We start from the raw sequence: 14,858 nt of genomic DNA, 5'->3' as shown, positions 1-14,858 counted from the left end.
TTCCGTGGCGACTAATACTCCCGGCGCGGGCGACCTCAAACAGGAAAGCTGAAAAGGCGTTTTGGCGGCCACGACCGGGGCCACGCAGCGCATCCGCATCGGCCCGCGCGGGCGTCTTAAGTCAAGGCTGATAGTGGACCCGCAGGGCGAGAAGCCGTCGGAAATCAACTGGTTAGCAGGCGTCTGGCCAACCCATACCCTTCGTGTGATCCAAACAATGCCGAGACACCGCTGGGCGCGCACTTAGGCAACATGTCTTGTCGGTAATGTAAATTGAAAGCGGTAGGCTGGAAAGTCGCCCAACTGTCAGGCTAGTTCCTGAATTATCCTAAATCGGCCTGGAGATCCCAAAATGCAGGTGGCAAAACGAATCCTGGTAACCGGAGGCGCGGGTTTCCTGGGATCGTTCTTGTGCGAGCGACTGCTTGGCGAAGGTCACGAGGTTATATGTGTCGACAATTTCTTCACCGGAAGCCGAAGAAACGTCTCGCATTTGCTCGACAACAGGTCCTTCGAGATCATCCGCCACGATGTCACGTTTCCACTCTACGTAGAAGTTGACGAGATATACAACCTCGCCTGCCCTGCGAGCCCGGTTCACTACCAGTTCGATCCGGTCCAGACGACCAAGACCAGCGTCCACGGGGCGATCAACATGCTGGGCCTGGCCAAGCGCGTTCGCGCAAAAATTCTTCAGGCGTCCACGTCCGAAGTTTACGGCGACCCCGAAATTCATCCGCAGACCGAGGACTATTGGGGCCGGGTAAACCCGATAGGACCTCGTTCCTGTTACGACGAAGGCAAAAGGTGTGCCGAAACTCTGTTTTTCGACTATTGGCGACAGCATAAGCTGCGGATCAAAGTCGCGCGCATCTTCAACACGTACGGCCCGAGGATGCGTCCGGACGACGGCCGCGTCATTTCCAACTTCATCGTGCAAGCACTGCAGAACGAGCCGATAACAGTGTACGGCACGGGCCAGCAGACACGTTCATTTTGTTATGTCGACGATCTCATCGTAGGTCTGGTTCGCATGATGCAGACAGCTGACGATGTTACCGGTCCGATCAACCTTGGCAATCCGGTCGAATTTACGATGCTCGAACTCGCCAATCTTGTGATCGAGCTCACTGGAAGCCGGTCGACTGTCGAATTTATGCCGCTGCCGATCGACGATCCAAAACAGCGACAACCCGATATCGGGACAGCCTTGCACGAGTTGAATTGGAGGCCGGAAACCGCATTGCGAGATGGTCTTGCCAAGACCATCGCCTATTTCGAAGGCTTGGCTTCGTCTGGGCATTTGCGGCCCGCGGCCGCCGAATGAAGACAGTCCTGGTCACCGGCGGGGCCGGCTATATCGGATCACATTGTTGCAAGGCTTTCGCCGAAGCCGGTTGGTCCGTCATTGCATATGACAATCTCTCGCGCGGTTGGCGCGACGCGGTCAAATGGGGGCCGCTCGTCGAGGGCGATATTTGCGACGCCGCGGCCGTGTCGGCGGCGCTGCGACAATACAAGCCTGATGTGGTGGCGCATTTCGCCGCCTATGCCTATGTGGGCGAGTCCGTCGAGCGCCCGGAACTCTATTATCGAAACAACAGTTTCGGCTCGCTGGTTTTATTCGAGGAAATGCTGAAGGCCGGCGCCGACAAGCTGATCTTTTCCAGCACCTGCGCGTCCTATGGCGTACCGGTTCGCTCGCCGATTGACGAAATGCATCCGCAGTCGCCCATCAATCCCTATGGATGGTCGAAATTCATCATAGAACGGATGGTGGACAGCCTGTCGTTCGCCCATGGTCTGAGCGCGGTCATGCTCCGGTATTTCAACGCGGCCGGATGCGATCCCGACGGCGAGATCGGTGAACGGCATGAACCGGAAACACACGTCATACCGCTCGCTATCGAGGCGGCGGTCAGGCCGGGCCGGATCTTTACCGTCAACGGCACCGACTTCGATACCCGCGATGGAACCGCGGTGCGGGACTATGTCCATGTCACCGATCTCGCGCGTGCCCACGTCCTGGCAGGGGAGAAGCTTCTCCGCGACAAAGGTGTCGACGTCTACAATCTCGGAACCGGAACCGGAACGACGGTGAAGGAATTGGTCGATGCGGTGAACCGGGCTTCGGGATCGCGCGTTCCGGTGATCTACGGTCCGCGCAGGGCTGGTGACCCGCCAGCGCTCGTGGCCGCGGCCGGCAAGGCGCACCGGGAACTCGGCTGGGTGCCCGAGCAATCTGGAATCGACAGGATCGTCGAGACGGCATTGGCTTGGTATCGCAGCCGATAGCTACACCAGACGGCCGGGTGGCCCTACGCCACCATCCAGAAAAGCGGCGTCCTCAAGTAGGGATCACTTACCCTCGGCCTCGGAGGCACATACGATTTCGTGCTGGCGACGTTGATATTGAGGAACGACGAGAGAAGCGGGCCCTTGGCTGTTCACTCTGCCGTCCTCTATCCAAATGACGTTTGCGGCGTCACGCGCCGTTTCGATGCGGTGCGTGATCAGCAAAATGGTCCTGTTGCCAAGCTTTCTATCAATCGCACGCCGAACCTGGTCCTCGAGCGCGGTATCGAGTGCGTTCATAGCCTCGTCCAGGATCAGGAAGTCCGGATCGCGCAATACAGCTCGCGCGAGGCCGATGCGCTGTCGCTGGCCACCGGAAAATCGCAGTCCTTCCTGTCCGATCCAGGTGTCGTAGCCGTCGGGAAGGTCCTCGACGAATGCCGCGACACCCGCACTGCGGGCAGCGGCAAGGATCTCTTCTTCGGTCGCATCGGCTTTGGCCATTCGGATGTTCTCCGTCACCGTGCCCTCGACCAGGTCGACGTCCTGCCCGGTCACCGCGATCTTGGAAAGCCAATCGTCCCGCCTGATATCCTGGAGCCGGGTACCGTCGATCTTGATCTCTCCGGAGGTCGGTTCGTATAGCCGCAGGAGGAGATTGACGATCGTGGTCTTGCCGGCGCCACTTGCGCCGATCAGGGCCGTGGTTACTCCGGCTGGAATCTCGAGCGACAGGTCCGTGAGCACCGGCGCGTTTGGATCATATCCGAAGGTGACGCGCTCGAAGACGATACTCGCGTCCAAATTCCTGAGCGCGATTGTTCCCTGCGATGGATATTCCTTGTCTTCGGACTGGATCATCTCCAGGACCGAGCGCAGTTGCGGCTGTATCTGCGCCAGAAACAGCAGGTTGCTTTCGAACTCCTGGGTATGCGGTTGCAATCGATACAGCAGCGCGACCGCGGCCAGCGTCACCTCGAAGCTGATGTGCCACCACCCCGAGACCAGAACGATGGAGCCCAACATTCCGAGGTAGCCGATCTCGGTGGTTGGCCCGATCCATGACGACAGGCGGATCATGGACAACGAAGCGTTGCGCGCGGCCGCCGATGATTGCACGAAGCGGCGCTGATGAAGCGCCTCCTGTCCGTAGGCGCGGATGGTGCGCAACGCCTGGAGCGTCATGAGCATGTGCTCGCCGAGCAATTGGTGGATCTTCTTCACCTGATGGCCCAGGTCACGCGCGGGCCGCGAAAAGATGCGCAAGATCGCGGAGATCGCGATTGAGCCGAGGGCTGCGATCAGCAGGATCTTCCAGGAGATAGTGAGCAGGAAGACGGCGAACACGACGATCGAGCAGCTATTTATGATGAGCCGGGTGACCGCGCCATAAGCCTGCGCGACCAACCACGATTCCGTCCCGAGCACCTCCATGAGTTGCGATTGCTCGTGCTGCTGGATGGTTCCGAAAGCGACCCTGAGATATTGTTGGTGGACGAGGTTTCGCGACCGTTCGCTGATCCGTTCGCCAATGCTGGAGCTGATCAACGAATATACCAGCGCCAGCGCACCACGCGCGAGGATGAGCAGCAGGATCGCCAAGGCGAGCCGGGTAGGACTACCGAACCAGGCGACTGCCAGGCCCAGCGCTCGACCTTGAAGGCCACCTCCTGCCTCCGTGATCCGGTTGGACACCAGATAGAGGAACAGCAGGATCAGGGTGATGCCGAGCGTCTCGGCCAAGGACGACAGAAAACCAAGCGCGAGCAGCACGGGGGTCGCCCAGCGCGGCTTTCCAACGATGCGAAGCAGGTGTGAAAGATCGCGCAACGAAGCACGGACCGCACCGCGGCGTATGGCATCCTTGGCGTCGCTCATTTCAGGTCCCCGATCGGGAAGCGCGTGGTCACCCGCGGGCGGATCGGCCCCCGACCGCGCGCCAGCCTCGTCGCGACACGCTTGGCCAGATGCGTACCGATCCACGGCAAATCGAAGGCGATTATCCGCATGGCGATCACCGGATGGTAGCGCAGCAACAGTGACAGGATCGGGAGCACATAGCGCGGTTGCCTCTGGCGCAACGTTCGCTCCAGGAGCCAGGCCGAATAGAAATGCAGGCCCTCACGCAGCGTCGGTGCCGCATCCGGGTGGCGGCCGAGCATCTCGTCCACCACGAGCATCCAGGATCGTAGCATGCGGGTCATGTCGCTCGACATATTTCCCGGCAAATAGCGATACCCGACCAGCGGCTCTTCGACGACTTCGAAGTGGTACCCTTCGGCGACGCGACAATAGAAGAGGATATCTTCACAACCCTGCGCACCGGCCTCTCGAAGTCCGCTCTCGAAACCGCCGGCGTCTATCAGTGCCTGTCGGCGTACCAGGGCGGCGCTGCCGTTACCAACGAAATTGCCGTGGAAGAGGCGTTCAAGCACATCGCCCCGCCAGTTTGGCCGATGCCGGTCATCGGTTACCGCACCCTGGGCATCGACCACCAAATACCAGCAGTAGACGAGCCCTACTTTCTCGTCTGTCCGATCGAGCACAGCCATCTGCCGCTCGATCTTAGTCGGCGCCCAGAGATCGTCGGCATCGACAAATGCGATCATATCAGATCGCGCCGCTTGCCATCCCCTGTTGCGGGCAGCGGCTACCCCGGCGTTTGCCTGCTCGATCAGCCGCACGCGCGGGTCGATCTCCATGTGACGCCGGGCGATGGCAACAGTCTGGTCGCGCGACCCATCGTCGACGACAATAATCTCAAGCGCCTTGTAGGACTGCGAGCGAACGCTGCGGAGCGTCTCGTCGATCGTATCTTGCGCGTTATACGCGGGGATGATGACGCTGACCGGTTCGCCGTTCATTCAAGGACGGCCTCTAAAATGGCAACAAAGTCATGGAGCGAACGATCGCCGCGAATCTCGATGCGGGGAAGGTCGATGGGATCGCTATTAAGGTCCGCCGGCCCATGTCCGCCGCCAAAGCCGATCCGATAGCCGCACTCCTTGGCCAGGCGGCCAAGCCGTCGGTCGGTGACCGAGAAAGGTGCCGCGAACGCCATCGTGGGCCGGCCGGTCCACCGTTCGATGAACATCCGTGAGCGTAACAGCTCACCGGCCAGGTCGGAGCTCGAAAGACCATCGATCGCGCGGTGCGTCGCCAGATGGCTTCCGAAGAATACACCTTCGGTGGCGAGGCGACGCACCGACCCGGCGTCCATGAGCGGCGCCGGTGGACCAAAGTCGGCATCCCACCGCGCGCTTTCCCCCACAAGGTCCGTCACCAGGAAGACCTCCGCGGTCAAGTCGTTCGCTCGCAAGATCGGCCAGGTTTGGTCGGCAAAGTTCTGGAAACCATCATCGAAGGTGATGAGCACCGGGCGGCCAACGAAAGGATGGCGGTTGGCGACGAACCATTCCAGCTGATCGGAAATGATCGTGTGAAAGCCATTGGCGCGCAGCCATGCCATCTGGTCGGCGAACGCGGCGGGGGTCAACCGATAACGGGCGAGCGCGGCCGGACCTTCATCGCAGATGCTGTGATACATGAGAACAGGGATGCGTTGCCGCCGCTCGCTGCGCGCGACGTCGCGGCGCAGCGCCCGCGCCCCGCCCCAGACGATATTTCGCGCGACCTCTATTTCGATCGGCGCGCGGATTGGAACATGGTCGATCGTCGGTTCCGTTGCCACATCCTCAGGTAACACCCGGCGGAAGCGGTCGATGCGGTAGAGATCGGTCTGGATCGATCGCTCGAGGACGAGGCCTTCCGTCGCTGCCAGCGTCTGCGAGATGATTTGTGCGCCGAATTGGTGGTCCCAATCAAAGCCCGTCCGTTCCAAATTGTCACGAAGCACGAATGCGTTTGCGCTGACAAGACTGCCGCCAGGCGCCAACGCCGCGACGAGTTTTGAGGCGAGTTGCCGCAATTCGGCGGGATCGTCCAGGAAATAAAGCACCTCCGAGCAAATGATCAGGTCCATCCCACCCGGCAGGACAGCCGCGGCGAAATCCAGCACGGCGAACTCGACATTCTTCTGGTCCGAGCAGCGCGCGCGCGCGCGTTCGACGGCTACGGCCGAAATGTCGGTTGCGGTCAAATGGCCCACCAGCGGCGCCAGTTGCCGCGTGAAGTGGCCCTCCGCGCAGGCCAGTTCAAGCGCCCGCTCTATGGGACCGGCCGGCAGAATTTCGAGTTGCCGCTCGTATTTTTCCTGCTCATAGGCCGAACCGTAGTTCCAGGGATCCTCAGTCGCGAAATGGCGATCCCAGAACGACGCGCGATCATTGTCGCGCCCACCCTCGGCCCGGACACGGCGCGGCGGCGCAAGAGGTTCTACCGCCTCGGCACTCGAACGCACCAGCCCTTCGGCTTCCGCTGCCAACCGCGCCAGTCTGTCGTAGTGGCTGCCCGGATCAGACCGGCGTCCCGCCGCCGACAGCAATGCGTCTGCTGCAAGCTTATCCTGCTTGTCGGCTCCGGCGTTCTGTCGCGGATCTGGAAGGGGCGATCGGCCCGTCAGCCGCGCGGCTCCCTTCCAGAGGCGAAACGCCATGCGGCGGTAGCCGGAAAGGCCGCGTATGACCTTCTCAGGAGGCACGAAATTGAGAATCAGTTCAATCCAATGACGCCTTGTCACTCTGCCGAGCGCACCGAACTGCACCAGAGCCCCGATCTTGCCGTCGATCATCAGGTAGGCGTAGATTTGATCGATCCCTTCCGGCAATTCGGTCGAGGTCGGATTTCGAGCATCGACGCGAATGCCGAGCGTTAGCGCCAGCGGGCGCGGCGCGGCAAGATCGTCGAAGTCGAGAAGCATTTGCTCAAGATGATATTGTACGCGGCGACCCGCCACGGGATCGCCCCAGACTTGGCCGAGGTCGATGATCAGACCGCTCAAGGGGCCGCCGAACCTGTCCCACCTGGAAGCCAATTGCTCCGGCACCGACAGGCTTCCCACCATCAGGCCGTCGAAAACGACCTTGGCGATCTCACGCACCCATTCATATCTGGCCGGGAGCGCACGCAGGATCTGCCGGTCGATCGAGCCGCCGCCGCCGCCGCAATCAGCTGCCGCGATCCACAGCGCGAACCACGCCAGTGCTTGGGAAGCGGTGCGGCCGTCCGCCGAGATCGCCCCATTGGCATGCGCCGACGCTGGATGCTTGACCCTGGAGTCGGCGGAAAAGCCGCGGGCGATAACGATTTCCGCGTCTGCCAGCATCTGCCTCGAATTGCGGGTGAGCGAGTTGGGGCTTGCCCGATAAAAAGCGAGCGGCTCGTCGACCATCACCCAAGGTTTGCCTTGACGTGCGACGCGCTGCCACAAATCCCAGTCCTCGCAGGTGTGCAGCGACACATCAAAGCCGCCCAACTCGACAATTGTCGCCCGATCGATCAGCAGCGCGTGCGTGCGGATGGCACATCGGCGCGCGAAGGCCTCGAAGGGTTCAATCGCAACCTCGGTCGCGATGCTCGACGGGGTCAGTGCGCCATCGGGCATCACGCGCCGGGAACCGCAATAGCAAGCCACGGCATCAGGCGCGGCCTCCAGTGCGGCGAGCATCTTTGCGAGGAAGCCGGCATCCACCCAATCGTCCGCATCCAGGAACATCAGCCAGCGGCCACGCGCCATCGAAATCCCTTCATTGCGCGCCCCCGCGGCGCAATGGGCGCAAGAGTTCGCTGTCCGAAACCGGGCATCGCGCTCAACATAACCGGCGATGATTTGTGCGGTATTATCCGTCGAGCCGTCGTCGACAATGATCGCCTCCCAATCGGCGATACCCTGAGCGAGGAGGCAATCGAGCGCCTGTGTGAGCGTGACCTCGGCGTTCCGGGCAGGCACCACGACTGAAACCAAGGGATTATGCGCCACGCCGTCTTACCCGCGCCTGGTTCGGAGGTAGAACAGGATTCCCGAAGCATAGCCGGCGATTTCCTGCCAAAGGAAATGGTCCTCAGGGACCCTGCGTCCAAGCAGCCTCCTGCGAACCCTGGCAAGGTACCAAAGTGGCTTCCATTTGAGAACCTGCGTCAAATTCGCCTTGACGCCGGTCCGCTCGTGCTGGACGAGCAACGCCGCTGAGTGACCGCGCATGTAGGAGTAGATTTGCTTGGCCAAGCCTTCCATGGTCCGCCTGTGGAAATGGAACGCGACGGAGGTGGGCTGGTAACGGCAGTCATATCCATTGGCGAGCAGCCGGTACCAATATTCGGAATCGCCCGAACATCCGGCCTGACCGACGTCGAGGCGCTCGTCGAACAACCCGGCATGGTCGAACACGTCGCGCCGGAACGCCATGCTGGCGCCGGCCCCGATTTTCCAGGCTGGGAACACCTCGTGCCTGCTGGCGGCAAAATCGGCCGCGCGGAAAATTCGGGGTGTATAGCCCTGCCCGAAACTCCAGAATGTCTCGAAATAGCACTGCGCTTCGGTGGCAAGCTCGGCGGGCAATACGAGACCCGTCACCGCGCCGATCGAGGGACCGTCGAATGCCGTGACCAGCCGCTCAAGCCATTGCGGATGAAGCAGAACGTCATCATCGGTGTATGCAACGATCTCCGAGGATGCACGCAAGGCTCCCCGGTTGCGGGCTATATCCAGGCCAGGTCGATCCTCGCGCACATAGATCGCGCCGGCAGCGAGCGCTACCTCGCGCGTTTCGCTGCCTCTCGATGCGTTGTCGACCACAATGATCTCTTCAGGCGGGAAGGTTTGCCGAGGAAGCGAGGCGAGGCAGCGCCGCAATTCGTTCGGCCTGTCGCGCGTGCAGATGACCACGCTGGCGCTCGGCAGGTCCAGAACCGGTGCAATCATGCTTGAGTCTCGAGCGGTCGCTATCGGGGCAATGCGGCACTCGCCGTCGCTCGCCCTGAGCAAATGCCCGACCGGCCGTCCGCCGCGCCACAAGACGATCATGCCGGCATCGCAGCCTTCGGGAGCATCTTGGATGTCCAAATCCACATGGCGGACACCCGCGCAGCCTTCCACGCCAAATATCTCGCGCAGTTCCGCTTTCAGTATATTCGCGTGCCCGTCTGGGGTGGATGACATCTTCACCAGCTAATTTCGCCGTAAACAGGCCGAAACTCGGCGTCTGTGCGTAACATCCGTTTCATGCCAACCTTGATCCAGCGAGGAACCAGCCTGGCCCGGCAATATGAGTTTACCATGTCGGGCAAACGCGAAATCGTCGTGCGCGGGTCCAGGGTGACTGACGTCTTCAACAGGCTGCCGGCCGCGCGAAACCGCCCCTCAATCAGGGCTCTTGTGGCAAGCCACTGGATCATGTCGACCAGATGGGCATCGAGATCGCTTTCGAATTGCGGATATTTTCGACGAAACTCGGCAAGGACGATTTCACAGGAACGAAGCATCTGCATGACATCGCTCGACATGTTGAAATTCGTCATCCGGTAACCCACGAGGTACTGGGGCACGACGCGGAACTCGTAACTTTCCGCTATTCTCAGACACATCAAAAGGTCCTCGCAGCCTTGTGCGCTCCTGGCTCGCAGCGACGGATCGAATTGTCCGGCTCGCTCGAATGCGGAGCGGCGGACAAGCAGCGAACTTCCGTTACCGACAAAATTTTGTCTGCACATGCGCTGGAGAACGTGACCTTGGGCATCGGGCTGATTGCGCAGCGAGAAGACCCGATCGTCCTCGTCGATATGCGCAAACCAGCAATAGGCCAGGCCTGCTGACGAGCCACCGTCCCTCAAGGTCCCCAACTGAAGTGCGATTTTGGATGGAGCCCAAAGATCATCCGCGTCGACAAACGCCAGAAACTCTGCGTCAGTAGAAGCGGCACCGCTGTTGCGAGCGTGCGCAACACCGCCATTTGACTGCCCTATGAGGCGTATGCGCCGATCCTTCTCGGCGCAGGAGGCCACGATCGATGCGGATCCGTCCGTCGATCCATCGTCGACCACGACGATGTCCAATGTCTGGTAGCTCTGCCGGCAAATGCTGGTCAGGGTAGAGCGAATGGTTCGCTCGGCATTGAACATCGGCACCACGACGCCAACTGTGGCTTTGTCCGAGATCATCGGGACTTCGTTTTCTCCGCAAGGGTTGATAAAAATTATGCGGGCATGGTCGTCGGTACCGCTCTCGTCAAAGATCGGGGCGAATTCGCGGCAAAACCGCCAGTCCATTAGCTTTTCCTTAATAAGCCAGTCAACCGGAAGGCTCCGGTCGCCGAATCCTGACCGGTAGCGAAGGCCGTTCTAAAAAGTCGCTAGGTGTTTATCTCGCCAAGGCAGGGCCTCAAAAGCGGCGCTCAAGCCAACTCAGCGCGCGAGGCGATGACCTATGTCCAAACGCGGCCAGGCTCGGCCTTATTGTCCGATCAACGTCAAGCCAAACAGAACGGCTAGCCACAGGCCTGTCGCCGCCACCGCCAGCCGGGGCAAGATGCCCTCGCTGGTCAGGTGCATGAACAGAGTGGCGATGATCGCGGCCTTGGCCGCGGCGATCGCCAGGTTGAGCGCGGAGTTCAATCCGCCGAGGTCGAGGAACGACGAGCCCACCGTCAAAGCCAGCAAGGCCAGCAGCCCGAGATAAGCGACTATAAGTTTGCGGATGTGGCTCATCGGTTGATCAGATAGAGAACGGGAAACAGGAAGACCCAGACGATATCGACGAAATGCCAGTAAAGCCCGATTGCCTGGACACGGTGGGTGCGGCTGGCCTCCGTGGTTCCTGGCCAAAGCAGCAGCATGCCGGCGATCACGGCGATGCCACATATCAGGTGCAGCGCATGCAGCGATGTCATGGCGAAATAAAGCGCGAAGAAGAACTCGGCGTGGGTCGGATCGGGGCCTGTGAAACTGAACGGCGCACCAAGAACCGGCGCCAGGCCCTCCTTGAATTCCCTGCCGTACTCGACGGCCTTGACGAATAGAAAAACAATTCCAAGCAGGCTCGTGCAGATCAATGCCCAGACAGCCGGGCGCCAACGCCGGCTGGCCGTGAACATGTGAGCAAGCACCATTGCAAAGCTGCTGGTCAAAAGAACGGCCGTGTTCAGCGTGCCGAGCGGCAGCGACAGGCGTTGTGAAGCAGCGGCAAAAGCCGTGTCGTAGCTGATCCTTGCGATCAGGAACACCAGCAGGATCGCGCCGAACAGCATCGCCTCGGACCCGATGAACACCCACATGCCGAACGTGTCGGCGGCCTTCTCGCGGGCCTTTGTATCGAAGGCGACACTTTCGGTGGATGAACGCATCAGGCTTCGTCCTTGTGCGGACTGAACGTCTCGTGCTGCAACCCCTTCATCGCATAGTCATAAGCGGGCCGGCTGACGCTCGGCATGGTGTCGAAATTATGCGGTGGCGGTGGTGAAGCCGTCTGCCATTCGAGCCCGGTCGCGCCCCACGGATTGGCGGGCGCTCGCGCACCTCGAAACATCGACCAGCCGAGATAGAACAACGGCATCAGGTAGCCAAACGCCAGCACCACCGCGCCGGCCGACGACAGGACATGCCAGAATTGAAATTCGGGCGGATAGGTATGATACCGCCGCGGCATGCCGATAAAACCGAGCACGAATTGCGGGAAGAAGGTCAGGTTGAAGCCGAGGAAGGTGACGGTCGCCGCGATCCGCCCCCACGTCTCGGAATACATGCGGCCGGTCAGTTTCGGCCACCAGAAATGCAGCCCCGCCATGTAGGCCGTCACCATGCCGCCAACCATGATGTAGTGGAAATGCGCCACGACGAAGTAGGTGTCGTGGACGTGGACATCGATGGCGAGGGCCGCCAGGAACAGACCACCCAGCCCGCCGAAGGTGAACAGCGCCAGGAAGAACAGCGCGTAAAGCATCGGCGTCTCGAAGGTGATCTCGCCCTTGCGCAGCGTCAGGCTCCAGTTGAACACTTTTATAGCTGAGGGGATGGCGACGCAGAACGACAGGAAAGAGAACAGCACCCCGGCATAGGCCGATTGGCCGGAGACGAACATGTGGTGGCCCCAGACGAGGAAGCCGAACACCGCGATTGCCATTGAGGACAGGGCAACGGCCTTGTAGCCGAACAGCGGCCGGCGGCTGAAGCAGGGCAGCACCTCCGAGACCACGCCCATGCCTGGCAAAATCATGATGTAGACGGCCGGGTGCGAATAGAACCAGAACAGATGCTGGAACAGCAGCGGGTCGCCGCCGAGCGCCGGGTTGAAGATGCCGATGCCGAACACCCGTTCAAGCACGATCAGGATCAGCGAGGCGGCCAGCACGGGCGTTGCCAGCACCATCACCAGCGCGGTGGCGTACATCGTCCAGACGAAGATCGGCAGCCGGAACCAGGTCAGTCCCGGCGCGCGCAACGTGTGGATGGTGACGATGAAATTGATGCCGGTCATGATCGTCGAGAAACCGACGATAAAGACGCCAAGGGCCGCCATGGAGACGAAGCCGTTGGCGTAGAGCGTCGAGAGCGGCGTGTAGAACGTCCAGCCCGTGTCGACGCCGCCGGCGAGCACCGAGGCCAGGGCAAAGGCACTGCCGAGGATGAACACATACCAGCTGGCGAGGTTGAAGCGCGGGAAGGCGAGATCGCGCGCGCCGATCATCAGTGGCAAAAGGAAATTGCCTAATGTCGCCGGAATCGACGGCACCAGGAAAAACCACACCATGATGATGCCGTGCAGGGAGAACAATCGGTTGTAGGTATCGTCGGAAACGAGGTCGCCGGCAGGCGTGGCAAGTTCCACGCGCATCAGCACGGCAAAGGCGCCGCCGAGGAAGAAGAAAGCCGTAAGCGACATCAAATAGAGCCAGGCGACGCGCTTGTGGTCGGTGGTCAACAGCCATGCGGCGGGACCGGCGCCCTCGCCAAGATAGCTCGAAGGCCTCAGCGCTTCGGTGCTCATTGGGTCGCCTCGTTCCTGGTTGCCGCCCGCGGTGAAAGCGATTTGAGATAGGCGAGCAGCATCTGCATCTCGCCCTCGTCGACGATTCCATCGAAGCTCGGCATCACCGGATCGTAACCGGCGGCGATTTCCTTCTTCGGCTCTATGATGGAATCGCGCAGATAGCGTTCGTCGGCGACGACTGTCTGCTGGTTGTCCAACGCCACCGGCCGTCCGAAGATGCCGGCAAGATCCGGAGCCCTCACCTTGCTGGACTTTTCATGGCAGCCGGAACAGCCGAGCGCCCGAAACAGTTTTTCACCATCGGCCGCGAGCGTGTCGCCCTTGCCCTGGTTTCCCAGCCACGCCGCATAATCTTCCGGCGGCATCGCCGTTACCCAGCCACCCATTTCCGAATGCTGCGTGCCGCAATATTGCGCGCAGAACAGATGATAGCGCCCCGGCTCGTCAGCTATGAACCAGACATGGGTGGTGCGCCCCGGCACGGCGTCCTGCTTGACCCGAAAGGCCGGCACGAAGAACGAGTGGATGACATCCTGCGATGCCAGCGAGACGATCACCGTCTTTCCGACCGGCACATGCAGTTCGTTGATCTCGCGCTGGCCGCCGGGATGGCGGAACTCCCACATCCATTGCTTGCCGAGGCCGGCGATTTCGAGCGCGTCGAGCGGCGGATGTTCGCGGCGCAGGAACAGCACGGCGCCCCACCCGAAGATGGCGAAAGCGATCAGCAGGCTCACTACTGTCCAGGCCACTTCCAGGGGCAGGCTGCGCGCGCGCTCGCCGGTTCGTTCCGCCTTGGAGCCGGCGCGATATTTGATGGCATAGAAGACGACGAGGCTCGCCAGGAAGATCCCCAAGGCCGCGGTGAATGCCAGCAAGGTGTAAAACAACATGTCGATGCTGCCGGCGATCGACGAGGCCTCGGGTGGCGTGAAGGGGATGCCGAAGCTCAAACCCGCCTCCCCCGCGTCAGCATGAAAAGGCTCGCACAGAGCCCCAGCAGCGTTGCCAGTCCCGCTATCTTTAGAGCCGCCTGTATCGTCGAGGTGTACTGCCCTTTGGAGCTATCGAAGCCGGCGCAGAGCAGGAAGACATGGTCGGCGATCGATCCCAGCCGCCCCGCCGACGCCTCGACCAGAGCAAGCCTCAAATCGCGCGGCTCGAAAGTCAGCGCCGGCAGCACCTGTGCGATCCGCCCTTGCGGCGTCAGCGCGATGACGGCGATCGGATGGACGTATTGGGCGATGCGGTCACGTCGGTCGAAGGTGATGCCGGCCTCCGATGCAAGGTCGGCACCGCCGCCATCGGCACTGGTCAGAAAACGCCAGGCCGACAGGCCGGCTTCACCGGCGGACTGCGCGACCTCGCTCCGGACGGAGGCCGCGTCTGCAACCGCCTCGGAAGGATCTATCGAGACGAAAAGCGCGTGATAGGTGGAAGGATCCAGGCCGGTCTTGTTCAGATCCGAGGCCACCGCCTGCTGGGTGACACCGCACAGGTTGGGACATTTGTCATAGCCGAAGATGACGAGCGCCGGCCGACCGTCGAGAATGGTCGACAACGGCGCCTGCTTGCCGGAGCTGTCTTGAAAAACCCGATCGAGATCGAGCTGGGCGCCGATTTTCGGTTCGAAAGACGGCCGCGCCGAAGCGCTGGCGGCAGCTGAAAGAAGCAACAAAAATAT

General features: G+C 61.2%; 12 protein-coding genes. 2 read left to right on the top strand and 10 right to left on the bottom strand.

The window, feature by feature from the left end; all coding sequences use genetic code 11:
• Positions 1-352 precede the first annotated feature (352 nt).
• Both FJ492_RS18015 and galE read left to right on the top strand, forming a co-directional pair.
• Positions 353-1,327 (top strand): UDP-glucuronic acid decarboxylase family protein, encoded by a 975-nt coding sequence (locus FJ492_RS18015; RefSeq protein ID WP_140750714.1) that lies wholly within the window; start codon positions 353-355, stop codon positions 1,325-1,327.
• On the top strand, positions 1,324-2,295 hold the full coding sequence (galE, locus tag FJ492_RS18010) for a UDP-glucose 4-epimerase GalE (RefSeq protein ID WP_140771280.1): 972 nt from the start codon (positions 1,324-1,326) through the stop codon (positions 2,293-2,295). The genes FJ492_RS18015 and galE overlap by 4 nt, the downstream gene beginning before the upstream one ends.
• 63 nt (positions 2,296-2,358) lie before the next feature.
• On the opposite strand, the gene FJ492_RS18005 is transcribed toward galE, so the two are convergent.
• From FJ492_RS18005 to FJ492_RS17960, 10 genes are all read right to left on the bottom strand, one after another.
• The gene (locus FJ492_RS18005) at positions 2,359-4,173 is read right to left on the bottom strand and encodes an ABC transporter ATP-binding protein (protein WP_140771278.1); all 1,815 of its coding nucleotides are present in this window, start codon (positions 4,171-4,173) and stop codon (positions 2,359-2,361) included.
• Positions 4,170-5,159: a glycosyltransferase family A protein gene (locus FJ492_RS18000; RefSeq protein ID WP_140771276.1), complete on the bottom strand. Its 990-nt coding sequence runs from the start codon at positions 5,157-5,159 to the stop codon at positions 4,170-4,172. Before FJ492_RS18000 ends, FJ492_RS18005 begins: the two co-directional genes overlap by 4 nt.
• Positions 5,156-8,158, bottom strand: coding sequence for a trifunctional glycosyltransferase/class I SAM-dependent methyltransferase/polysaccharide deacetylase (locus tag FJ492_RS17995; protein ID WP_246676057.1), 3,003 nt, complete (start codon positions 8,156-8,158; stop codon positions 5,156-5,158). The genes FJ492_RS18000 and FJ492_RS17995 overlap by 4 nt, the downstream gene beginning before the upstream one ends.
• A gap of 21 nt (positions 8,159-8,179) precedes the next feature.
• Positions 8,180-9,115: a glycosyltransferase gene (locus FJ492_RS17990; RefSeq protein WP_246676056.1), complete on the bottom strand. Its 936-nt coding sequence runs from the start codon at positions 9,113-9,115 to the stop codon at positions 8,180-8,182.
• 239 nt (positions 9,116-9,354) lie between these two features.
• The gene (locus FJ492_RS17985) at positions 9,355-10,458 is read right to left on the bottom strand and encodes a glycosyltransferase family A protein (protein ID WP_246676055.1); all 1,104 of its coding nucleotides are present in this window, start codon (positions 10,456-10,458) and stop codon (positions 9,355-9,357) included.
• A gap of 183 nt (positions 10,459-10,641) precedes the next feature.
• Positions 10,642-10,896: a cytochrome C oxidase subunit IV family protein gene (locus FJ492_RS17980; RefSeq protein WP_051442783.1), complete on the bottom strand. Its 255-nt coding sequence runs from the start codon at positions 10,894-10,896 to the stop codon at positions 10,642-10,644.
• Positions 10,893-11,531 (bottom strand): cytochrome c oxidase subunit 3, encoded by a 639-nt coding sequence (locus tag FJ492_RS17975; RefSeq protein ID WP_140771272.1) that lies wholly within the window; start codon positions 11,529-11,531, stop codon positions 10,893-10,895. Before FJ492_RS17975 ends, FJ492_RS17980 begins: the two co-directional genes overlap by 4 nt.
• A complete protein-coding gene (gene ctaD / locus FJ492_RS17970) occupies positions 11,531-13,171 on the bottom strand; it encodes a cytochrome c oxidase subunit I (protein WP_140771269.1) in 1,641 nt (546 codons plus the stop codon). Before ctaD ends, FJ492_RS17975 begins: the two co-directional genes overlap by 1 nt.
• Positions 13,168-14,127, bottom strand: a complete 960-nt coding sequence (gene coxB, locus FJ492_RS17965) for a cytochrome c oxidase subunit II (protein ID WP_140771266.1) — start codon at positions 14,125-14,127, stop codon at positions 13,168-13,170. Before coxB ends, ctaD begins: the two co-directional genes overlap by 4 nt.
• Complete coding sequence (locus FJ492_RS17960; protein ID WP_181166675.1) at positions 14,124-14,849, bottom strand: SCO family protein; 726 nt, start codon at positions 14,847-14,849, stop codon at positions 14,124-14,126. Before FJ492_RS17960 ends, coxB begins: the two co-directional genes overlap by 4 nt.
• Positions 14,850-14,858 lie beyond the last annotated feature (9 nt).

It is taken from the genome of Mesorhizobium sp. B2-5-4, assembly GCF_006441095.1.
Classification (GTDB): Bacteria; Pseudomonadota; Alphaproteobacteria; order Rhizobiales; family Rhizobiaceae; genus Mesorhizobium; species Mesorhizobium salmacidum.
Note: the sequence above shows the minus strand (reverse complement) of the source record. Positions and strands in the feature narration are given on the sequence as shown.